At 37.4% G+C, this 23,309-nt stretch carries 21 protein-coding genes, 1 tRNA gene and 1 pseudogene; 8 read left to right on the forward strand and 15 right to left on the reverse strand.

Going from position 1 to position 23,309, the window contains the following annotated elements; all coding sequences use genetic code 11:
• Positions 1–40 precede the first annotated feature (40 nt).
• On the forward strand, positions 41–550 hold the full coding sequence (locus DKG77_RS00785) for a hypothetical protein (protein WP_133248394.1): 510 nt from the start codon (positions 41–43) through the stop codon (positions 548–550).
• Here the strand turns inward: DKG77_RS00785 and DKG77_RS00790 are convergent, their stop codons facing one another.
• Positions 551–1,069 (reverse strand): DinB family protein, encoded by a 519-nt coding sequence (locus DKG77_RS00790; protein WP_109659267.1) that lies wholly within the window; start codon positions 1,067–1,069, stop codon positions 551–553.
• A gap of 196 nt (positions 1,070–1,265) precedes the next feature.
• Here DKG77_RS00790 and DKG77_RS00795 point away from each other — a divergent pair, with 196 nt between their 5' ends.
• The 3 genes and pseudogenes from DKG77_RS00795 to DKG77_RS00805 form a co-directional block, all read left to right on the forward strand.
• Positions 1,266–2,228, forward strand: a complete 963-nt coding sequence (locus DKG77_RS00795; protein ID WP_133248395.1) for a TolB family protein — start codon at positions 1,266–1,268, stop codon at positions 2,226–2,228.
• Between the two features lie 12 nt (positions 2,229–2,240).
• Complete coding sequence (locus tag DKG77_RS00800) at positions 2,241–2,930, forward strand: dienelactone hydrolase family protein (protein ID WP_109659271.1); 690 nt, start codon at positions 2,241–2,243, stop codon at positions 2,928–2,930.
• 115 nt (positions 2,931–3,045) lie between these two features.
• Positions 3,046–3,297, forward strand: a pseudogene (locus tag DKG77_RS00805) (hypothetical protein); the annotation flags it as partial.
• Here the strand turns inward: DKG77_RS00805 and DKG77_RS00810 are convergent.
• The 3 genes from DKG77_RS00810 to DKG77_RS00820 form a co-directional block, all read right to left on the reverse strand.
• The gene (locus tag DKG77_RS00810; protein ID WP_109659273.1) at positions 3,277–4,911 is read right to left on the reverse strand and encodes a gamma-glutamyltransferase family protein; all 1,635 of its coding nucleotides are present in this window, start codon (positions 4,909–4,911) and stop codon (positions 3,277–3,279) included. The pseudogene DKG77_RS00805 and the gene DKG77_RS00810 overlap by 21 nt on opposite strands.
• Entirely contained in the window at positions 4,881–6,146 is a 1,266-nt protein-coding gene (locus DKG77_RS00815; protein ID WP_207785422.1) for a pyridoxal phosphate-dependent aminotransferase, read from the reverse strand. The genes DKG77_RS00810 and DKG77_RS00815 overlap by 31 nt, the downstream gene beginning before the upstream one ends.
• A 564-nt stretch (positions 6,147–6,710) precedes the next feature.
• Positions 6,711–6,792, reverse strand: a tRNA-Leu gene (locus tag DKG77_RS00820).
• Positions 6,793–6,888: 96 nt separating this feature from the next.
• Here DKG77_RS00820 and DKG77_RS00825 point away from each other — a divergent pair.
• The 3 genes from DKG77_RS00825 (at position 6,889) to DKG77_RS00835 (ending at position 10,524) form a co-directional block, all read left to right on the forward strand.
• On the forward strand, positions 6,889–8,277 hold the full coding sequence (locus tag DKG77_RS00825) for a dipeptidase (protein WP_109659277.1): 1,389 nt from the start codon (positions 6,889–6,891) through the stop codon (positions 8,275–8,277).
• 89 nt (positions 8,278–8,366) lie between these two features.
• Complete coding sequence (locus tag DKG77_RS00830) at positions 8,367–9,467, forward strand: DUF4407 domain-containing protein (RefSeq protein WP_109659279.1); 1,101 nt, start codon at positions 8,367–8,369, stop codon at positions 9,465–9,467.
• A gap of 190 nt (positions 9,468–9,657) precedes the next feature.
• A complete protein-coding gene (locus tag DKG77_RS00835) occupies positions 9,658–10,524 on the forward strand; it encodes a hypothetical protein (protein WP_243414770.1) in 867 nt (288 codons plus the stop codon).
• Positions 10,525–10,758: 234 nt separating this feature from the next.
• On the opposite strand, the gene rfbD is transcribed toward DKG77_RS00835, so the two are convergent.
• The 4 genes from rfbD to rfbB are packed head-to-tail and all read right to left on the reverse strand — an operon-like array spanning position 10,759 to position 14,136.
• On the reverse strand, positions 10,759–11,628 hold the full coding sequence (gene rfbD, locus DKG77_RS00840) for a dTDP-4-dehydrorhamnose reductase (RefSeq protein WP_109659281.1): 870 nt from the start codon (positions 11,626–11,628) through the stop codon (positions 10,759–10,761).
• A gap of 15 nt (positions 11,629–11,643) precedes the next feature.
• Positions 11,644–12,192, reverse strand: a complete 549-nt coding sequence (rfbC, locus tag DKG77_RS00845; RefSeq protein WP_109659283.1) for a dTDP-4-dehydrorhamnose 3,5-epimerase — start codon at positions 12,190–12,192, stop codon at positions 11,644–11,646.
• A 3-nt stretch (positions 12,193–12,195) separates the two neighbouring features.
• Positions 12,196–13,056, reverse strand: coding sequence for a glucose-1-phosphate thymidylyltransferase RfbA (gene rfbA, locus DKG77_RS00850; RefSeq protein WP_109659285.1), 861 nt, complete (start codon positions 13,054–13,056; stop codon positions 12,196–12,198).
• A 42-nt stretch (positions 13,057–13,098) separates the two neighbouring features.
• Positions 13,099–14,136, reverse strand: a complete 1,038-nt coding sequence (gene rfbB, locus DKG77_RS00855) for a dTDP-glucose 4,6-dehydratase (RefSeq protein ID WP_109659287.1) — start codon at positions 14,134–14,136, stop codon at positions 13,099–13,101.
• A 223-nt stretch (positions 14,137–14,359) separates the two neighbouring features.
• Here rfbB and DKG77_RS00860 point away from each other — a divergent pair, with 223 nt between their 5' ends.
• Positions 14,360–15,493, forward strand: coding sequence for a hybrid sensor histidine kinase/response regulator (locus tag DKG77_RS00860; protein WP_109659289.1), 1,134 nt, complete (start codon positions 14,360–14,362; stop codon positions 15,491–15,493).
• Here DKG77_RS00860 and DKG77_RS00865 read toward each other — a convergent pair.
• From DKG77_RS00865 to DKG77_RS00895, 7 genes are read right to left on the reverse strand one after another with little or no spacing between them, the layout of a single operon-like run.
• Positions 15,490–16,698 (reverse strand): glycosyltransferase family 2 protein, encoded by a 1,209-nt coding sequence (locus DKG77_RS00865; protein WP_109659291.1) that lies wholly within the window; start codon positions 16,696–16,698, stop codon positions 15,490–15,492. The genes DKG77_RS00860 and DKG77_RS00865 overlap by 4 nt on opposite strands.
• 27 nt (positions 16,699–16,725) lie before the next feature.
• Positions 16,726–17,364, reverse strand: coding sequence for an acyltransferase (locus tag DKG77_RS00870; protein WP_109659293.1), 639 nt, complete (start codon positions 17,362–17,364; stop codon positions 16,726–16,728).
• Positions 17,365–17,375: 11 nt separating this feature from the next.
• Positions 17,376–18,569: a glycosyltransferase gene (locus DKG77_RS00875; RefSeq protein ID WP_109659295.1), complete on the reverse strand. Its 1,194-nt coding sequence runs from the start codon at positions 18,567–18,569 to the stop codon at positions 17,376–17,378.
• A 1-nt stretch (position 18,570) separates the two neighbouring features.
• Entirely contained in the window at positions 18,571–19,728 is a 1,158-nt protein-coding gene (locus DKG77_RS00880) for a glycosyltransferase family 4 protein (protein WP_109659297.1), read from the reverse strand.
• A 6-nt stretch (positions 19,729–19,734) separates the two neighbouring features.
• Positions 19,735–20,943 carry a glycosyltransferase family 2 protein gene (locus tag DKG77_RS00885; protein WP_109659299.1) on the reverse strand — a complete coding sequence of 403 codons (1,209 nt, stop codon included), beginning with the start codon at positions 20,941–20,943 and terminating at the stop codon, positions 19,735–19,737.
• A 23-nt stretch (positions 20,944–20,966) separates the two neighbouring features.
• A complete protein-coding gene (locus tag DKG77_RS00890; RefSeq protein WP_109659301.1) occupies positions 20,967–21,935 on the reverse strand; it encodes a UDP-glucuronic acid decarboxylase family protein in 969 nt (322 codons plus the stop codon).
• Positions 21,936–21,945: 10 nt separating this feature from the next.
• Positions 21,946–23,298, reverse strand: coding sequence for a UDP-glucose dehydrogenase family protein (locus DKG77_RS00895; protein ID WP_109659303.1), 1,353 nt, complete (start codon positions 23,296–23,298; stop codon positions 21,946–21,948).
• Between the last annotated feature and the right edge of the window lie 11 nt (positions 23,299–23,309).

Genomic DNA, 23,309 nt, shown 5'->3' on the forward strand with positions numbered 1-23,309 from the left:
ATCAATTTACCACTCTAAGGTATAAAAATGAATTCATCATATGTTCCAGCCCTATTTTTCTAAAATATCAAGATACTGCGGTATATGCTTTTTGTCCTTTCTTTTTTTGTTCATTTCCTGTAAGGATGGGAAAAAGGAAACCTCAATTGATAAGATAGAAACAGAGCAAGAAGCAAAAGACATTAGCGAACTGTCCTATCAAGAAATCTTTTATCTACTTCATGATGAAGATGAATATGGCGTGGACTATCATGGAGAGGTTTTTGGCCAAGATGCATCAAAAAAAATAAGTTTAATAAGCACAAGTTCCAATACCTGTGGAGACAAGGTTGTATTGCAAAGTTCTGAGGGACAATTGAACATTACAGCAGCAGTAAAAGTATCTTTCAGTTTTCCAGGAAATTCCTCGCAAGAGATCCATCGACTTTATACCGTGAAACCGGGAGAAACCGTTCCAGTCGGAAATTCCAAACTTTGCTACAATGGTTCGGAATATCTTATCCAACGGGAGGTGGTATCAGCCGGCTTCGAGGAACAAAATGAAAATTAGCTACCAACCACCTGATTTTGCCGGGGTCACGCCATTTAACCTTGCATAAATTATACTCTTGCCATGTTCCCTTTGCAAATGGGAAGTCATGATTAAGATACCTTGTAGCCTTGACATTTTATTGCCGAAAAACTCAATTTCCTCGACCAGGTCTTCCGTGCTAAGTTTCTCAATCCCTGACTGTATAAATACAAAGGAATTTTCCATTTGTTTGATCACCTCTTTTTTCACCTTGGTGTCCGTTACAGGGTTTGGGTCTGGGGTTTCCAATTTGACCACTGATGCAAAAAGGTAGTTGGCACCCGAGGTATGAGACATTTGTTCCGCAAAATCACGTAATTCTTGCATCGGCTTGAAGGAGTAATGTTCTGCAGGCATAGCCTTAGCGGTTCCCACAACCATTTTAGTCATATTGTCCCAGGCTTGCAAAAGGTTTTCCTTTTTGACTTGTGCTTGGGAGAAATTAAATGACAGCGCAAATAAGAGAATAAAATACCCTTTGATCGTTGTTTTTTTCATGGAGAATAATTTTTAGTTTATGTCCCAAAACTAGAACTAGCAAAGTGTCTTTATAATAACAATGTGACCAATGCCTTTTTTTGGGACATAAACTAGAAAACCCTCCATTTCATCACATTAATCGCTGTTTATCACAATTTCATCAGACAAAATTCTTTTCCACTATAGATTGCCTAAAATTCTAAATCAAAAAACAATGCTTGAGATTAAAAACAGACTCGTTGCAATTCTAATACTTTCTATTTCAGTGGTATCTTGCTTGCAATCCCCAAAACAAAAATCGAGTTCCGCTCTAGCTAAGGAACAAGATACCTCAATTGCAAATTCCTCTTTACAAGAAAAGAAGCAAAAAAAGGGAACACCCGATCTTGGCCCTAACTTTAATCCTGTTGTTTCCAAGATTGCGTATTATTCTTATGTGGATCCAAAGCGATCCGCTGCCAAAATATTTGTTTCAAATTTAGATGGCAGTGATGCATATGAGGTTTCTACACAAGATTCAATAGGATTTCACACTGAACCAAAATGGTCTCCTAACGGTAAGAAAATCGCTTACACCAATTTTTTGGAAGAAGGTGCTCGAATGATGGCAGTAAATATTGATGGAAATGGATTGACCGAGCTTGCCACAGTCACTGAAGATGGTTTTCATATGTTCTCCTCTTGGGATTTGGCAGGAAAAGGTTACTATTTCTTTCATTGGCCAAAAGAAGGTTTCACTCCAGACGCTTACCATGCCATAGATGAAAAAGTGGAAAGACTCACAAATAATGGAAGAACCAATAGACCTCAGATGACCAAAGGTGGCAAATTATATGTAAATAGAATCGATGATTTGGAAAACTATGTTGCAACAAAACAATTGTTTGATCCTGAGACGAAAAGTACTCGAAGCATTCCCAATCTTGAAGGAGAGTTTATAACCGGAGAACATACTATAAAAGCGATTGAAAATGACAGTACAACCACTTTTATATTAGAAGACTTGCAGGGCAACGACCTAAGAGAATTAGGCAGCATACCCTACAAAGGAACAATGTTCACATCAATTGATTTAAACCTTGAATACGTTGTCTATAACACAAGTTTTGATGATGGTGCCGAAATTCATTTACTGGAAGTGGCCACAGGCAAAATAAAGAAAATCACCAAAAATTAACGTTGACTGAAAATGAAGAATTTGAAGAAGATTTTATATGTCTTGTTTTCTTGGCTTGTTACTGTAGGAGCCTTTGCCCAAGAAAGGGTTTTGGAGCTGCAGGTTGGCAAAGATAAAATGCTGGTAAGAATAACGGTACCCGAAAATTATTCCACGAGTCAACATTATCCAATTTTATTGGGTCCTGGTTTAGATAATGACAGCCTTGAAAACGGATGCAGATATTTTGGGTTAAACCCAGAAACACACGGATGGATTTTAGTTGAAAGCCTGGTCCACATGAAAGACAGGAAAGCCGTACTGGTACTTTTGGATTATTTAGAAGCCAATTATCCTGTAAAAAGCATATTTGCACTCGGATTTTCGGCCAATAGCATTGATGCGTTTCAAATTGCCACTCAATATAGCGACAAACTTGCCGGAGTAATTAGCATGCCAGGAAATCCCAACTTAAAAGACACCAGCTCTTTAAAAAAGCTATCTAACCAAAACGTTTTAATGATAGTGGGTGAAAAAGATACGTACTGGAAAAAGAAGGCAGAGAAGGCAAAGGAAATTATGGATAAGCATAAAATCAGAAACAAGCTGGTAGTTGTTCCCAACGCCGGTCATATTCTTGATGAAATGGCTGGTCCTCCGCTATTTGACCTTCTTGAAGAAATGATCAATACCGAAAGTAGTGGTTTTAGCATAACCAATTAATAATCAATGCTTTGTTAAAAAATAGAATGGTTCCATCAGGAATGATAGCAAGCTCAACTAATATTCAATACGTAAAACATGGAAATTAAGAAGGTGACGAATTGATTTTGTTCAAGCTCTGATTAAAATTACCTCTGAGGAAAGAAAATTGGCCATTAAATCTGCCAAAGTATTGAATTTGGATGTGGCCGGTGTGGATATAATACAATCTAACCGAGGGCCGCTATTATTGGAAGTCAATACCTCTCCATGATTAGAGGGGATAGAGAATGCTACGGGAATAGATATAGCCAATGTAATGATTGAGACGATAGAAAAAATAAAATACCAGCAAAACCCAAAGGAGTTAATTCATAACACGAATTGACTGTCCGTCCCTTCTTGGGTCTGCCACTCCAATCCAATTGTCTTTCTCCTTTGCTACAGCATGCACTCCACCATAATACGGGTTTAAACCTTCTTGGGAAATTAAGCTTTCATCAGGAAATAGAAACCTTAAACCGTATTCTTGTATTACGTCATCAGCAATTAGAGAGGTGTCCTTTTTTTTCTCGAAATAGACCTTATTTCGGTTAACATGAATACGTGGAGTGTGAATTAAGTTTGCAATATCCTTTTTTTCAATCCATTTGGCTGTCAATTGGCCAACAGTTGATATAATTCTACTGCTTCCAGGACTACCAATGACCATCCTGTTTTCACCATTTTTTTGAACGATTGTTGGAGACATGGATGAGTAGGCCATTGCATTTGGCCTTAAGGCAAAGGGGTGTGCTGGCTCCCCAAATACAAAATCATCCATATAGGAGTTATATAGGAATCCTAGCTGGTCTGATGCGGCCAAAGACCCAAAATAAGCATTTATACTTGCCGTGACCGAGATAACATTTTCTTGCGAATCAATCACGGAAAAATGCGTGGTTTCACCAGAATTATTGCTAGAATTTCCATCACTATTTGGAAAATCCAGAGAGGCTGATAAAAGTTGTGTAGCGAATTGTTTTGATAATTTCACATCTACTATGCTATCATATTGGAGCAAGTCCGTAACTGGGTCAGTTCTTCTATCGTTCTGAGCCAAGTATAATGCTTTTACAAGGTCATCAGTTTTAATTTTATCATTCTTGGATTCTTCTTCCAATAATCTCAATATTAGCAAGGTTGTCCAACCCCCGCAAGGAGGGGGTTGTGAATAAACTGTATAATCACCATATTCAATTGACAAAGGAGTTAACTCTTTTGGGTCCTGAAAATTCTTTAGATCTTTTAGACTGATCCATCCATTGTTGTTTTGCATATCTTCTGATATACTTTGGGCAATTTGACCCGAATAGAAGTCTTCCGCTCCGTATTCTGCGAGTCTTTCCAATGTTCCTGCCAAAATAGGTTGCTTTAAAATTTGCCCTTTTTTTGGAGCTGTATTTCCATTTATCAAAAACAAAGAGGTATGGTGTTTATTCCTTCGCAACTTGGCCTCATATTTTTCATAGACTTTCGCCCTAAATTCACCCACTTCGAATCCATTTTTGGCCAATTCAATGGCAGGAGCTATCAACTCTTTCCATGTAACCTTACCACTACCATACTTTTTATGTAAGTAACCAAGCACTTTTACCGTTGATGGGATAGTACTTCTTCGATGATAGGTTAAAGTGTCCTCACTGGTCACCAAGGTATTTTGAGGTGAAAAAGTAGTTCCATTGATGGCTATGGGAGGCTGGTTTTTTAAGGAGAGTAATACCTGGGTTCCCCCGCCCAAACCAGACATTGCTGGCTCGGTCACACCTAGGGCAAAAGAAACAGCCACAGCAGCATCAACAGCATTTCCTCCCATCTTCATAATCTTTTCACCTGCCTGTGATGCTTCTGGGGTAGCTGATGTAACTACTCCCAAAAAAGTTTCTTTCTGATCATTACATGCTAGAAATGACATGATAAGAAGAAAATATGTTATTGTATTTTTTCCAGTGATAAAGTCCATGTGATAAGTCGTTTTATTGCCAAGACTATTCTTGCACAATGGTTTTCAACAAAGCCTTTGTCAATATTAATCCCAGGGTTCTCCATGACGTACTGCAGTACTTTTTCTCCATCAAAATCAACATAAGAAAGACGTGCAGCAAAATGATCATGAGGATGTCCAAATGCCATCCCTGGTAAAAGTGCCACACCAGTTTCACTTAATAAGTGCGAACAAAAATCCTCACTGTTGGTAAGACCCCTAGAAATTAGATAAGGTCTCCATTTTTCAAAATTTGGATAAAGGTAAAACCCGCCTTCAGGCTTGGGCATTGAGATTCCTATTGTAGTTAGTTCATCATAAACATATAACCCAACAGCTTTTAAAATTTTTCGGGTATGTTCTAGATATAACCTTAAAGATTCATCTTCTTTATAAGCCTCGACCGCTGCATATTGTATGGGAGCACTAACGGAGGTAAAAGTCTCACTTGCCACAATGGCCATTGCTTCCTGCAGGTATTTCAGTTGCGGAGGGAAAACAAAAACACCAAAACGCCATCCGCCCGCACCAGCCCATTTACTAAGACCAGTGCTTATTATTGTCCTTTCTGGATAGTGCTTGGCAATGGTCTGATGCTGTCCTTCATGATGCACCTCACCATATATTTCATCCGCTACTACAATGATTTGTTTTTTTCTTAACACTTCTGCCAAAGCTTGCAATTCTTCATCAGAATAAGTGTTGCCGAGCGGGTTGGATGGATAGTTTAGTATTATTGCTCTTTTTTGATCGGGATTTTTCTTGCAATGCTCTTCTAGAACCTTTGCATTTAGTTTCCATCCGTTCTCTTTTTTGGTGGGCAGCCATACGACCTTGTGCCCGGTAAGTATCGCTTGAGGTTCATATGAGACCCAACTTGGAGCGGGCAATAACAATTCGTCAAACGCACAAGATACTTGAAAGTTATATATCAGTTCTTTTGACCCAGGACCAATGAATACCTCTTCAGCTCTGACTGGCAAACCATAATGCCTTCTGAAAAAAGAACCAATCTCTTCCCGTAAGGACTTTAGACCCTGAACAGGTAGATAATCCTTTTGATGCGCATTTTTTTTCAAAGCTTCAACCACCTTGTTCGGAACCGGAAAAGGTGATTGTCCAAATCCTAACCGGAATACCTCCTTGCCTTCTGAAATTAGTTTTGCGGACAGTTCATTAATCACCAAAGTGGCAGAGGGCTTTACTTTTGCCATTGTCGGATTTAAACCAATCATAACCAAACTTTATAAATTCATTTATATATTGAAATTAATTCAAACTTTTCAGTATTAATACCTGCCAATTTTTTTTAATTATCCATACCAATTTTCACTCCCGGCATAAATCATAATCGGTGGCTTTCAATTCTTAAAATAGAAGCATCAAGTTCTATGCTTGCAATACTTTTGCAGTTCAGATTTTTGTGTGAATCTTTATGTATTTGTTAAAAAAATAATCGGTATTGTAAAACCAATGTTTTTTGAGACCATATACAACAAGGCTTGCTGTAAATCATCTCACCTATTTTGAACCTTCCAAACGTTCACCGAAAGGTCAACATTAGAGGCTTTTGTTAGCAAAAAATGTCCCCAGATTCGTGACCTAGTGAGTTTATACAAAAAACTAAAATCACACTTAATGATTGGTCAAATGAGTGCAAATCGATTCAATAGATATTGTTTTCAGAAAATTTTTAAGTCAGTTTTTAAACTTTGTTGTACTAATGTTGTACCTAAACTAAAAAGAGCCGAGATAAAATCTCGGCTCTTTCCTTACTGTGCGGGCGGAGAGACTCGAACTCTCACACCTCGCGGCACTAGATCCTAAGTCTAGCGTGTCTACCAATTCCACCACGCCCGCAAAAGGAGTGCAAATATAATTCAATTTTCGGATTTGCAAATACACTCTTTTTAAAAACTTGTTTTTTGTACTTTTAGCGTCCTTTTAAAACTTTACATGGAACAAATTAAAGACTACATCACAACTCATAAAGATCGATTTATTTCTGAACTGGTCGAATTGCTTAAAATACCATCAATTAGTGCGGACACTGCTTTTTCACAAGACGTTTTGGAAACCGCTAAAATTGTTGAAAAATCCCTTAAAGATGCAGGGTGCGACAAAACAGAAATCTGCGAAACCAAGGGATATCCCGTTGTTTACGGAGAAAAAATAATAGATCCTAACCTGCCTACCATACTCGTTTACGGACATTATGATGTTCAACCGCCAGATCCTATGGAACTATGGACTTCCCCTCCTTTTGAGCCAGTTATAAAAAAAACCGATTTACATCCCGAAGGAGCAATTTTTGCCAGGGGAGCATGCGATGACAAAGGGCAAATGTACATGCACGTCAAGGCTATCGAATTTATGATTAAAAATGATGTCTTGCCTTGCAATGTAAAACTAATGATTGAAGGTGAAGAAGAAGTTGGGAGCGATAGTTTGGCAGATTTTCTCACTGAACACAAAGAAAAACTAGCAAATGATATTATTCTAATTTCTGATACTGGAATGATAGCAAACGATGTGCCTTCAATAACAACGGGATTACGAGGATTAAGCTATGTAGAAGTTGAAGTTACTGGACCAAATCGTGATTTACATTCTGGAATTTATGGTGGAGCCGTACCTAATCCCATCAACGTTTTGAACAAAATGATAGCCTCACTCCATGATGAGAACAATCATATAACCATTCCGGGATTTTATGATAAAGTGGAAGAAGTCTCAGATGCGGAACGGAAAGAGATGGCAAAAGCACCATTTAATTTGGATGATTATAAAAAGGCTCTGGATATAGGAGATGTCCAAGGTGAAAAAGGATTTACAACTTCCGAAAGATATTCTATTCGTCCAACTTTAGACGTTAATGGGATTTGGGGCGGTTATACTGGCGAGGGAGCAAAAACTGTTATTGCCAGCAAAGCATATGCAAAAATATCCATGCGTTTGGTGCCTGATCAAGACCCAGATGAAATCACACAGTTGTTCACTGAACATTTCAAAGCCATTGCCCCAAAAAGTGTGAAGGTCAAAGTCACTCCCCATCACGGAGGGCTTCCATACGTTACCAATATGGATAGTCTAGGCTATAAAGCTGCAGCTAAAGCTTACGAAACCACTTTTGGAAAAACACCGGTACCGGAACGCACAGGTGGAAGTATTCCCATTGTTGCCCTTTTTGAACAAGTTCTGGAAAGTAAGACCATTTTAATGGGTTTTGGACTGGATAGCGACGCCATTCACTCTCCAAATGAACACTTTGGAGTTTGGAATTATTTAAAAGGGATTGAGACCATCCCATATTTTTATAAGTACTACTCTGAGCTTGCCAAATAAAAGTTAAAGCACTGAAATTATGTATTTTGTTGTAACAAATACATGGAATTTGCGTTCTAATAGTCAATCAGAATCAAACGAACACTATCATGTTACAACGCTTTTTTATTTTCTGCTCGGGAGCGGACACCCAAATTTTAGAGACTTGTTCCAACGGGGAACGCAATAAATATGCTGGTATTGGCGCCACCGTTTTCTTTACCGCCGTAATGGCCTTTATTGCTTGTGGATATGCCCTTTATACCGTTTTTGACAATGTATTTACTTCGATTTTCTTCGGATTGATTTGGGGCCTGTTGATTTTTAATTTGGACCGCTACATTGTTTCCACCATAAAGAAACGAGACAATTTTAAGAGTGAACTTATGCAGGCGGCACCAAGAATTGTTCTAGCCATTATCATCGCCATAGTCATTTCTAAACCTCTTGAAATGAAGATTTTTGAAAAGGAAATCAATCAGGTACTTTTAGAAGAAAAAAATGCCATGACCTTGGCCAATCAAGAGCAAATAGCTTTACAGTACAATCCTAAAATTGAAAACCTAAATCAAGAAATAACAAAGTTAAAGAACGAGGTCGCCAGCAAAGAAGCTGAGACCAATGCACTTTATGATACCTATATTTCTGAGGCAGAAGGTACGGCAGGCACTGGCCTTTTGGGCAAAGGTCCTGTCTACAAAGAAAAACGTGAAAAGCATGATGCTTATTTGGCTGAACTAAGCCAATTAAAAGAGGGGAACGCCCAAAAAATAAATGCAATTGAAGCTCAAATTGCAGCTTTAGGAAACGATTATACTACAGCAGTAACGAATTCGCAGCCCATCATTGATGGTTTTGATGGTCTCATGGCTCGCATCAATGCATTGGGCAAACTGCCATGGTTGCCTTCATTTTTTATTTTTCTGCTGTTTCTGGCCATAGAAACGGCACCTATCATCGCCAAACTTTTGGCGCCAAAAGGTGAATATGATTATAAGTTTGAGGAGCAAGAAAGTGTAGTCGCCACCTGGGTAACTCAAAAAGTAACCCAACGTAAACTGTTGTTTTCTACTGATGGCGAACTCAATCAGAAGATTTATGAAGACATCAAAAATGAAGAAGAGCTGTATCGATACAAAAAAGAGAAGGCCCAAGAACTGCTTAAGTTACAAGCAGACTCATTTCATAAGGTACAGATAAAGGGGCTATAGCTGGCTTTGAAGTTGAGCAGTTTTAACAGAAAACCATAAGCTCCTTCCCAATTTGTTAATGCATGACTTTCATTCATCAATTAGTCGTTGAATCTTAGCTTAAAAATCCCGAACTTCACTTATCGATGGATATAAATCATTAAAACCGATTCATATCCTTTTAGTTAGCAAAAATTACCCAACAAAATCGATGAAAAAAATTATACTTTTCTTACTGATAACATTTTCTTATCTTAATTCATACTCTCAAAGACGACTTGTTTCTTGGAGTCAATCAAATATTGAGAACTACACAAAAGAAATGTATGATAAAGCTCAAAAGCTTTCATCAACTGAACTTCTTTCAAAAAACATAAGCGATAAAAGTTGGAGTGCTATTTTCTTGACTTTAAACGCTTCGGTAAATAATTACGCAAAGGACACTATTTATTTAAAAAAACTTGCTAATCAAATAACTAATGTAACAGAGACAAAATTAGAAGGAACAAGTAGATTAATTATTTGGGATAGAATCATTAGCGGAGATATTATTTTCGAAGGTAAAGGCTTGGTAATTGACAATGACCTATTCAAGGTTGGAGGAAGAGCAAATCAACTTCTTCAGAACTTAACAAAAAAAAACTTTGGTTATGTAAGTATTAACACCACTGAAAAAGAACTTGAAAACCTTAAAAATAAGTGGTTAGATTACTTTCTAAATAAATCAGTAGAGGAATATAAATCTACTGAATTTCAAAATGCTAAAATTTCTGAAATAAGCAGCTTAAATGCTGTTGAAGCCTTAATTATTTCATTGCAGGATAATTCAGCAAAAAGACTAATCACAAAAAACTGTTTAAAGAATGTCTATAAGCTGGACAAAATGCCAAAAGATAAAAGCTCATCAGCAAATTACTGTAATCCTGATACATACACTTTTGGATATTTAGGTATGCTATTTGGGAATGAAAAAATTGATGAAACAAAAGATTCAAAATGGTGGTTGAGTTTTTGGACTAAAAACAAAGATGGATTGACTTGGAATAAGGATTTAGGAATTTACGAAGTCCAGAAATAACTTTTGCTAACAATGTATAAACGCAATTACGGCGGATTCGACTACGTCTGAATCCACTCGGAATTGCTAAAGTCTGTGTCAAACCGAAAATAATCGCTAATTTAACCCATAACTGACGCTTATACTAGACGATAAGTGCAATCCCTTCCAATTTGCCATTTGGTGTCAACCCACCTTCCCTTTCCTAGACACTTGGACCTTGCTCAGTACAGGCAAGCTCAGGGTGACAAAAAATTAAATATTAATCTTGGAGTAGGCTTTTAAAGCCACCTTAAGACTGTCTTTCCAATGAGGAATCTCCAATCCAAAAGTGTTTTTGATCTTGGACTTGTCCAGAACACTAAATTTTGGACGTTCGGCAGGCATAGGATACTCTGTAGAAAGAATTGGTTTTAAATCGATGTCGATTTTATAGTCATCAAAAATAGCCTTGGCAAAATCGTACCAACTTGCCACACCTTCGTTGCTATAATTGTAAACTCCATATTCTATACTGTGCGCTTTTATAATATGAAGAACCACATTGGCTAAATCCAGTGCATAGGTTGGAGTACCTACCTGATCATAGACCACGGAAAGTTCATCTCTTTCGGCTCCTAACTTTAGCATGGTCTTCATAAAATTGTGTCCAAATTCTGAATACAGCCAAGAAGTCCTAATTATAAAGTGCTCTTCTAAATTGTTTATAATAGCACGTTCACCCTTGTATTTGGTATCACCGTAAAACCCTATTGGTCTTGCAATATCTTCCTCTAAATATGGTGTGTTCAAAAATCCATCAAAAACAAAATCCGTAGAAATATGAATTAAAACAGTTTTACTTTCATTACAGTTCATGGCCAAATTTCTTGCTCCGGTCACATTCACCTTGTACGCCAAATCGTTCTCGGCCTCCGCTTTATCCACATTTGTAAATGCTGCACAATTAATACAATACGCATAGTCTGAAGAGACAAGTTCTGTTCGTACCTCATCAAAATCCGTAATATCCAGTTCTGACGAAGATTTGAACACAAAATCCAAATCTTTTGCATGTCCACCAGAAACAAGCGATTTAAAGGTACTTCCTAATTGTCCAGATGCTCCTGTAACCAATATTTTCATAGTATGCGTGTAAAATTAATGGGGAACTGCTTCTTTAAAAACAGGTAAAAATTTATCTTTTTCAGAAATAATCAAATCATCGCTTGCCAAAACCCAGTCAATATTGAATGTTGGATCATTATAGATTATCCCTCCTTCTGATGCTGCATTGTAAAAGTTATCACACTTATAGGAAAACTTAGCAGTATCACTTAAAGTTACAAAACCATGGGCACATCCTCTTGGGACATACATTTGTTTTTTATTCTTAGATGAAAGTAAGGTGCTTACCACTTTACCAAAGGTTTTGGAGTTGGGCCTTATATCAACGGCAACATCCAATACCTCACCATCCAAAACCCGAACCAATTTAGCCTGGGCGTGCTCCCCTTTTTGAAAATGAAGCCCCCTGAGCACTCCTTTTGATGAAAAGGATTCATTGTCCTGCACAAAAAACGGTTTCGCCCCGGTTAATCTCTCAAATTTTTCTTGGTTGTAGCTTTCAAAAAAATACCCCCTTTTGTCTTCGAACACTTTAGGCTCAATAATAAAACAACCGTCTATTTCTGTTTTATGAACTTCCATACGCTATGTTAAAGCTTCTAATAATCGTTTGCTATAACCACTCTTTAAGAAAGGTTCTGTCAATTTTTTAAATTGACTTTTGGTAATGAACCCCATTTTATAAGCCGAGGATTCAATTGCACCAATTTTAAGACCTTGTCTTTCTTCTATTACTTGAACAAATTGTGAAGCTTGCATCAATGATTGAAAAGTTCCCGTATCTAACCAGGCTGTTCCCCTATCCATAATACTCACTTTGAGCTTGCCTCTTTTTAAGTATTCTTGGTTAATGTCCGTTATCTCTAACTCTCCTCTCTTACTTGGTTGAATATTTTTTGCAATCTCTACAACGTCATTATCATAAAAATAAATCCCCGGGACCGCGTAATTGGATTTTGGGTTTGTTGGTTTTTCTTCAATCGAAATCACTTTACCTTCTTCATCAAATTCAACTACCCCATAACGTTCTGGGTCGGTGACATGATATGCATAAATAATACCTCCGTCTGGATCATTGTTAGATTGCAACAAAGTTTCCAGTCCCGTTCCATAGAAAATATTATCACCTAGTATCAGGGCAACTTTATCGTCTCCTATAAATTCTTCACCTATTATAAAGGCTTCCGCCAACCCATTTGGGTGTTCTTGTACTGCATATTCAAACTTGCACCCATACTTTCTACCATCTCCCAATAGTCTTTGAAACATGGGTAAATCGTGTGGGGTTGATATAATCAATATTTCCCAGATTCCAGATTCAATCAAAGTGGAAAGTGGGTAATAAATCATGGGTTTGTCATACACAGGCATCAGTTGTTTGCTGACCGCGAGTGTAATGGGGTGCAGTCTAGTTCCTGAGCCTCCTGCTAAAATTATTCCTTTCATCTTTTTTGGTTTAAAACCTATTCTAGATAATGCCTAAGATAATTAGGCCAAACTTTTTGTCTTGTTGTTAATGAACTTTTTTAGATACCAATCTATAGTTTTCTCAATGCCCGTTTCAAAATTTTCATCTGCCTTCCAACCCAAATCATTCTCAATTTTTGAAGCATCAATGGCGTATCTAAAATCGTGTCCTGCCCTATCTTTTACATAAGTAATCAAATCACGATAAGAACCGCTTTCAGCTTTTGGATGTTTTCTATCCAAAATATCACATACCGTTTGGGCAATGTAGAGGTTATTTCGTTCATTTCTTCCTCCTATATTATACGTTTCGCCCGAAACACCTTTATCATAGGCAAGAGCAATTCCCTTGCAATGGTCTAAAACGTACAACCAATCCCTAATATTGGAACCATCTCCATAAATAGGAATTTGTTCTCCTGCCAATGCTTTTCGTATTATGGTAGGAATCAATTTCTCATCATGCTGTTTTGGGCCATAGTTATTGGAACAATTGGTGGTTACAACATTCATACCATAGGTATGATGGTAACTTCTTACTATAAAATCCGAAGATGCTTTTGAGGCACTATATGGACTATTGGGTGCATACGGGGTAGTTTCCATAAACAACCCTTCTTTTCCCAAGGTTCCATAAACCTCATCTGTTGAAACATGATGAAATCTGGCATTTTTAAAAGCTTCCTTATATACTCCAGGACCAACCATCCAGTTTTTCTTGGCTACATCTATCAAATTAAATGTCCCCAAAATATTGGTCTGCATAAACGCATCTGGGTTGGTAATGGAATTGTCCACGTGAGACTCTGCCGCAAAATGAATCACCCCTTGAACAGTATATTTCTCGAATATTTTTTCTATAAGCTTTCTGTCACAAATGTCCCCTTTGATAAACGTATATCGTTCGTGCGTCTCAACTTCATTCAGGTTCTCTAGATTCCCGGCATAAGTGAGTGCATCAATATTGATAAGATTAACTTCTGTGTTTGCTTCTAAAAAATAAGGGATAAAGTTGGAACCTATGAATCCCGCTCCTCCCGTAACCAAAATATTTATCATGAAGATTATTCTTTTTATTACTTGTTTTGTAAATATAATCCTACTTTATGTGGTCATTCAATTAATGTTGTGAAAGGCTATTTTTTGTTGGTGGAATACTTTAATATATACTTTAAAGCAAAACAAACCAATTTATTAAACTCAATATTTTTCTTCTGACAGTAAATACTTAACAAACATAAAATCTTTTTCCTACTTTCGTACTAGGCCTTTTTTGTCTTAAATGGAAAACCAAGTTACGGAAAAACCTTATATCCTCGCTGTAGATGATGAACAGCTGAATCTGGAGTTATTACGATTTATTTTGGAAAGAAATAACTGCCACTTTGAAGGCACCAGCGATGATGACCACTTCTTTGAAATTCTTGAGAAAAGAAAGCCCGATCTTATCCTTCTTGATGTTATAATGCCCCGTATTGAAGGTTTTGAACTCTGTGAAAAAATCAAAAGCTTCAATAAGTACAAAGACATCCCAATTATTTTTCTTACAGGCAAGGTAAATGTAAAAGACAAGGTAAAGGGCTTTGAGGTGGGAGGTGTAGATTACGTTACCAAACCTTTCAATGAACAGGAGTTGGTTGCTCGAATTCAGACCCATGTTGAGTTAATTCGTGCCAAAAATCAGATTGAAGAACAAGCTAAAAATCTTAAGCAATCCAATGACCTAAAGGATAGGATGTTTTCCATTATAGGACACGATCTACGTTCTCCGCTAAGTGCTGCCAAACTAAAAATGGATTTTATCATGCGTGGCATTATCAATCCAAAAGATGATAAGTTTTTGGATGAAACCGTCTTTGATCTATTAAAAACCATGGACGAAGCCTTGAACCTACTTCAAAACTTGTTGGGTTGGGCCAAGTCTGAAAGCAATCAAATTCAAGTTATTCCTGAAAAGCTCAATATCAACGAATTGGTGGAACAGACATTTCGTTTATTAAAACTGGGAAGCGATCATAAACAAATTGAAATGCAGAACAATGTTCCTGTGGATGTTTTTGCTTATGCAGATAACAACATGATCAAGACAGTACTCAGAAATATACTTTCCAATGCAATAAAATTCACTCCAGTAGAGGGGGTTATTAAAATCAATTCTAAGCCTGGAAAAAGCAAGATTGTAATAGAAATAGAGGATAATGGCAATGGAATTCCAAAAGAGGACATTAAAAAAATCTTGAATCCCAATGAGCACTTTAGCAAATTAGGGACTGAAAAAGAGCCCGGTACTGGACTAGGCCTTGTGCTTTGTCAAAATTTCGTCAAAAAAAATGGCGGCACATTAAAAATTAGAAGTGAGGTCGGAAAAGGAAGTGTATTCTTTTTTGACCTACCTCTTTTTACAGAAGAGAATTAAGCCACTGCTTCCGTCTGTACATCTCTTTTAGCACGTTCCCAATTTACGGATTGATTTCCCTTGATGTATCTTCCAAAACCAAGAAATACAGAAAGGTTCATGATAAAGAAATAGTACGGTACAAAAAGTGCTTTTAAGCGAATTTGTCTGTTTTCTAAAAACCATCCTAGCAAAGCCGCTGCATAAAACAGGACCTGTCCCCAAAACAATATGCTGAACAGACCTAGAGAAAGTACTCCTTCATTTTGAGCCAAAATAAAATTGACCGGAATGATTAAGAAAAGTAAAAGTGGAGTCAACGTCCAACGCAATACCCTGTGAGAAATGTATTGAAACGAAAGTGTTCCATATTTAAATAAATTCAGCAAAGCTCTTAATCTAACTACAGATTGAATCCCTCCTGCAGAAATTCTCACTTTCCGTTTTAGTTCTTCTTTCACATTGGCAGATGCGGTTTCAATAGCATAAGCCTCAGGGTTGTATTGTATGGTATAACCAGACATGGCAACACGAAGTGATATCATAAAATCATCCAACAAGGTATCTTTCTCCACTTCTTGCCAAAGCTCTGTCCTGATTGCAAAAAGTTCACCAGCAGCCCCAACAACGGAGTAGAGCTCTGCATCCCATTTTTTAAGCTGTGATTCATATTTCCAATACATACCCTCACCTGCGCCAGCTGCACTATCTGCATCTTTGGAGTAAATTCTTTTTTCGCCGGAAACGCATCCTACTTTAGGATTTCTGAACAAGCGTACAATTTCTTTAATGGAATTTTTGCCTAGGTCCGTATTGGCATCAGAGAAGATGACAATAGGTGTTCTTACAAAATTCATTCCTCTGTTCATGGCGGCAATCTTCCCCGCTCTTTCATCTTTATGGTGCACCTCTACCCCATCATATTTTTTTAATAACTCTGGAGTACCATCATCTGAACCATCCGTTACCCAAATTTGGGTTACTTTATCTTTGGGGTAGTTTAAACTTTTTGAATTTTTTACTTTCTGCTCCAAATAGTCCTTTTCATTAAAGGCAGAAACAAAAAGGGTCACTTCGGGTTCATAATCTTCATTGCCTTCAAATTTTCTGGACAACCCAAAAACTCTTCTGATCTTGATAATTAAAAACAATACTATCCCATACCCTAAATAAGAATAAAAAATAATGAAAAGTGAAATCCAAAAAAATACCTCTAAAAACTCCATTGTTATTTCCTTTAACTCATTAATGAACTATACCGCTACAAGATTCTTTTTTGCAGCTCTTTCCCATTCTCCTGTATCATGATTATATGTTTTGACCACTCTTGCGGGATTACCAACAGCCACAGAATACGCTGGAACATCTTTGGTAACAACGCTTCCACCAGCAATAATGCAATGTTTCCCAATGGTGACTCCTGCGACGATTACGCTATTTGCACCTATCCATGTTTCTTCCTCAACAATAATCGTTGCGGTGGATACTCCTTGTGCGTGAATGGGTCGTGACACGTCTTCATAATTATGGTTAAGCCCAGAAAGCACTACATTTTGGGCCAATCTAACATCATTTCCTATGGTCACAGGACCAATAATGGTGTTTCCCAGGCCTATTCTGGTTCTAATGCCAATTCTTACTGCCCCTACCCCATTGTTGATCGTTGAAAAATCTTCTATTGTTGAGTTTGCTCCTAATTCAAAGATGTTCCATGGCAAAACATCCATGCGGGTTCTTCTGCATATGTAAGCACCGGCTCCTTTTTTATGATAGAAAGGATTCACAAACCATTTTACCCATAAACGAGGTTTCGCCTGATTTGCTGGCACCAATAACCAGTGTACAATTTTTTTAATCCTATCGCTGCTTTTTATTTTGTCGCTTAATCCCATAATTTTTGGTTTTATGCTGATTTTTTTATGGCATCATAAATCGCTTGAACATTGTTCTCCCATGTGTGGCTCTTTGCAAACTCGATTCGTTTTTTCACGAACTCAGAATTATTCTCGGCCAAAGCTTTTTCTGCCAATTGGATATATTCTTCTTTGCTGGATCCTAAATACACATGTTCTTTGAACATTTCCATTGCCTTTGTTCTTGTTGCCAAAGTAGGTTTGCCCATGGCTAAGTATTCATCAATCTTACGGGGATAATTTCCAATGGTCCAATCATTCACCACCTGTGGATTCATAGCAACATCGAACCCTTTAACATAGGACGGAAGTTGAGAGGCATCTTTGCTTCCCAAGAAAAACACATTATCTAATTCATGTAATTTTGATGTTCTAAAATCTTCATCTTCCGGCCCGACCAAGACTATGCTCCAGTTCTTTCTCATATTGGCCATATGCTCCAATAGTTCAATGTCCAATCGCATGCTGGTTAGATAACCTACATAACCAATTATGGGTCTTGGAATGGCATCAAATTCTTTGGGGATTTGGATGTTGTCGTTTTCATCATTAAATAATGAAACATCACAACCTTGACCTACCATAAAGCTGTTTGGGTTGAATTTGGAACCATATTCAGCATAAAGGGTGGAGTTGTTTACAACGGTATCCGCTTGTTGTATAATTTGTGGTTCAATACGTTCTCCATGTTTTCTCCAATATGGAACACGAATTAAATAATCCCTCATGTAATAGGTATAGGTCTTAGGGGATAAAAATTCCTTTAAGTGCAATCCCAAAAACATGGAACTATCATTGAACAGCAACACATCCTTAAACTTCAATTGATCCATTGCTTCTTGAATATCGCCAGAAAAAACTCTAGAATTTCGTTTGTTCAGTTTTTTAAATATTGAATGAAATGGAATCCAGTTAATCGACTCTGTCAATGACTTTGGATATAAATTCCAAAGGTTTTCCTTTATCTGAACCAGGCCGGTTTCTTCACCATTTTTGATCCGAATTCTTTTTTCCACTTTTTCAGTACCCTTTTCTCGTCTTAAAGTAGCCCTGTCTAGCGGAGGGTTTACATACAGCACTCTATTGTGCTTGGAAAATTCCGTGGCAATATTTTTGCAATTGCTGCCAATCTCAATATCCCATGCCTGTATACCTACAACTATAATATCTTGATCTTTAATCATATTAGCTGTTTTTTAATTCACTGTGGACATCTTCATATAGTTCCAACACATTCTTGGCCATAGTTTCCCATGAAAAGTGTTTTGCCCTTTTAATTCCTTTTTCCGCCAAAACTTGAGCCAACATTTTGTCTTCAACCAGTGTCCTTATTGCCGAGGTAATTTCTAGAGGATTAAAAGGATCTACCATCAACGCAGTATCTTCTCCGGCAACCTCGGGCATTGATGAAGTGTTTGATGTAATTACCGGCACTCCACATGCCATCCCTTCAAGAATGGGTATTCCAAAGCTTTCTCTTAAAGATGGGTAGAGGAATATTTCACATTGGCTTATAATAGCAGGTAAGTCTATATTGGGAACGTACCCCGTTAGGTGAATCAATGGTCTTATTTCTTCCCCTTCAATAGACATCAAAAGCTTTAAGAGTTCTCCCTCATCATAATCCAACATCACCAGTTTGTACTGGCTGGGATATTCCTTGTTGAAATCTGAAAATGCCTTTAATACACCCTTGGTGTTCTTCTTTGGGTCCGTATTCCCAAGAAAGAAAAAGAAATGGTCCGGTAGATTATATTTATCCTTTATGGTCTTTAGATTTTCCAAGTTGGTCACCTTTTTAAAATGTGAACCAACACCGTTGTAGATAGCAGTTAATCTATTATCCGTAAATCCAAAGTGATTGTTTATACGTTCTTTTTCATAGTTGGAAACAGTAATGACCTTTTTGCTTTTTTTAATTACTGGTGGCACAAAATACCTTCGGTACATATTACCCAATTTCTGATACCATGTTCCTTCTTTTTTGAAAATGCTTATACTTTCCAAATAAATAATATCATGCAATGTGGTGATCAATGGAACTTTGGAAAATAATGGCCCCGTATTACTCGTACAATGCAAAACATCACAACCTTCCTTGTAGGCAGCTTTGGGCAACGCAATCTGTTCCCAACCAGGATAACCCCATTTAGATTCTAATTGCACTATTTTAAAATTAGGTGCATTGGGAATACAAGTGTCGTCAAAATCTGGTTTTACAAAGACTACATATTCATTTGTACGGTCAATTTTCTGAAGATTTTTAATAAGCTCCAGAGCGACCATATCCATCCCATGCTTCTTTTTCCTGAAAAGACGTTGTCCTTCTATTCCTATTCTCATTTTCTGTTATTGACTATTAACCGTACCGTGCTCGGTATGTATGAATTTTTTATTGGCTCCTTTTAGTTTGAAAAGAGATAAAAACATGAGCAGAAATGCTTTAGGCAAAGCAAGTATGGCCTTTACCGTTTTTGAATTATAAAACTTTTGGGGAACAGCGAAAAAGAAAGCCAGCAAGGTTAGCAAAAGATTGGCGTACCAAAAAACTGCAGGTATGGTTAAAATATTTGTTGGAAAAAATATGCTCAGGACAAAATACATGAACGAAATAACCACTACCAGTCCAAGTAACAATACTCTTGGAGGGGATACCATTTGATATACTTTGTCGAAAAAATCCACATTTCCCCTTGTGAACAGTTCTTTTAAACCAGGTAAAAAATATCTTCCAAAATATATAAATTGAGCTGAAAGCCATCGCTTGCGCTGGTTAGAAAACACATCCGGTTTTTGAACCTTTTCATCCAATACCAAAGCATTGTTCAAATATTCAATCTTGGTTCTGTTCTTTAACAGTTTTAGTTCCAATTCTTTGTCAAAACCACCAACGGCATTGACATTGGACATGGTGTTCTTAAAGAAGTAATAATCAAACGCCATTCCTGAACCGATCAAAGCTGAAGACAGGCCAAGAACACGGTGTCCTTTTCTAAAAATATGATTGTTTATCTCTTCACTTATGGCATCCAATATTGCAAAGGATGTATTGGTGTTTTTTGCAATTCTATGTCCCTGAACTACTTTATATCCTTGATTAAAAGCATTGTTGACCTTTTCAATAAATTGGTCCTCCATAATATTGTCCGCATCAAGAATCAAAGCCACATCATAAGCATCGCCAATAACCTTCATGGCTTGGTTTAGCGCTTTGGATTTTGTGCTTTTCTCAAAGGAAACCTCAACCAATCGTATCGGCAACTGTTTAAGATCATTCAAGGTGCTTTCCAGAAAAGAATCAGCAATTATGACAACATCATAAAGTTCTGATGGATAACTTTGTTGTAGTGCACTTTTAGCTACCTCAACAATTACATTATCCTCTTTATAACCAGGAATCAATACCGCAAATTTTCTTTCCTTGAGAAGTACTTCGTTTCGCTTTCTTGCTTTAAAAAGTCCTGCAAAAGAAAAGATGAATACGTAGATGGATGCAAATCCAAAATACCCTATTAAAAGGAATTCGAGGCCATGTATTAAAATTTTGATTACATCCATCTATATACTCTTAATAGCTATCGTTACCCTTCTATTAGTTCTTTAATTGACTTCTCTTTTATAAGATTGTCAAAATATTCAATTGTTTTTCCAAGGCCCGTTTGTAAATCAACACTGGGTTTCCAATCTTGCAATTTTTCTTGGGCCAACGAGATATCCGGCTTTCTTTGTGTAGGATCATCTGCCGGTAAGGGCAAGTGAATTATTTTAGATTTTGAGCCCGTAATTTCAATAATGTTTTCTGCAAGCTCCAGCATAGTGAACTCTCCTGGGTTTCCTATATTGATTGGCCCTATGAACTCATCTTCCGTCTCCATCATCTTTATCATCCCATCCACTAGATCACTTACGTATTGAAAGCTTCTTGTCTGCAAACCATCACCAAAAATGGTAATATCCTTTCCTTGTAATGCCTGCATAATAAAGTTGGAAACCACTCGACCATCATCTGGTTCCATGCGTGGCCCGTAGGTATTAAAGATTCTAATAATCTTCACTAGAACATCATTGGAATTATGATAGTTTACAAAAAGTGATTCTGCACATCGCTTGCCCTCATCATAGCATGATCTAATTCCTATTGGGTTTACATGTCCCCAATAATCCTCTGGCTGAGGGTGCATTTCAGGATCTCCGTACACCTCACTAGTAGAGGCTTGAAGAATTTTTGCATTTATTCTTTTAGCCAATCCCAGCATATTGATTGCCCCCAAAACAGAGGTTTTAATCGTTTTTATGGGATTGTGCTGATAATGAACCGGGGAAGCCGGACATGCCAAATTATAGATTTCATCCACTTCCAAAAAGTATGGTAAGGTCACGTCATGACGGATTACTTCAAAATATGGATTATCCATCAAATGGACTATTTTACTTTTTCTTCCGGTAAAATAGTTGTCCATGCTTACCACTTCGTTCCCTTCATTCAATAGTCTTTCACATAAATGAGAGCCTACAAAACCTGCTCCTCCTGTAACTAATATTCGTTTCATAGTATTCTTATTAAATTTTAGCGGTTTCCACTTCGGTATTTTTAACAGCATCTCTACCTATACTGTAGTAGGTAAATCCTTGTTCACCCATTTCCTCTGGATCGTAAATGTTACGTCCATCAAAAATGGCTTTGGTATTCATCAATTTTTCTAAAATTCTAAAATTGGGCATTCTAAACTCTGACCATTCCGTAACTACAATCAAGGCATCTGCATCTATAATGGCATCGTACTCATCTTTTGCATATTCAATCTTATCACCCAAAATGCGTTTGGTTTCTTCCATGGCCACGGGATCATAAGCCCTTACTGTAGCGCCCAGCGCCTTCAATTGCTCTATAATCACCAATGATGGTGCTTCTCGCATATCGTCTGTTTTTGGTTTAAACGCTAATCCCCAAAGTCCAAATTGCTTGCCTTTTAGGTTCTTTCCAAAATGGTTCTTGATTTTATCCACCAATACAGATTTCTGTCTATAGTTGACACTTTCAACAGCTTTCAGTACTTCTAATGAGTGCCCATATTCATCAGCTGTCCGCACCAAGGCTTGAACGTCTTTTGGAAAGCAGCTACCACCATATCCCGTTCCAGGATAGATGAATTTATTCCCAATTCTAGAATCGGAACCAATGCCTTTTCTTACCAAATCCACATTGGCCCCAACAAGCTCACATAAGTTGGCAATGTCGTTCATAAAGCTAATCTTGGTTGCCAGCATGGAATTTGCAGCATATTTTGTCATTTCTGAAGAAAAAATGTCCATAAACAATAATGGATGCCCATTCATCAAAAAAGGCTTGTACAATCTCCTCATCACCTTTTCGGCACGTTTGCTTTCTATTCCTACAACAATACGGTCTGGTTTTAAGAAATCATCAACTGCGCTTCCTTCTTTTAAAAACTCTGGATTTGAAGCAACATCAAAGGGAATTCTAACATTTCTGTTTGCCAATTCTTCCTCAATAGCGGCTTTTACTTTAAAAGAAGTGCCTACAGGGACCGTACTTTTGGTAATGATTACTTTGTAATCTTCCATATGCTGCCCTATTTCTCTTGCAACGCCCAATACATATTTTAAATCTGCACTACCATCTTCATCTGGTGGAGTACCCACCGCTATGAAAACGGCATCACTGCCTTTTATACCTTTTTCCAAATTGGTGGTAAAGGAAATTCTCCCCTTATCTATGCTACGCTCCAGGAGTAAATCCAAACCAGGTTCATAGATTGGGACTTCACCGTTTCGTAGTTTTTCAATTTTTTTCTCATCAATGTCCACACAGACAACGTTGATTCCTGTTTCTGCAAAGCAAGTACCTGTTACCAAGCCTACATAACCTGTACCTATTACTGTTATATTCATAATTTAAAGTG

The organism is Flagellimonas aquimarina (assembly GCF_003149745.1).
Lineage (GTDB): Bacteria > Bacteroidota > Bacteroidia > Flavobacteriales > Flavobacteriaceae > Flagellimonas > Flagellimonas aquimarina.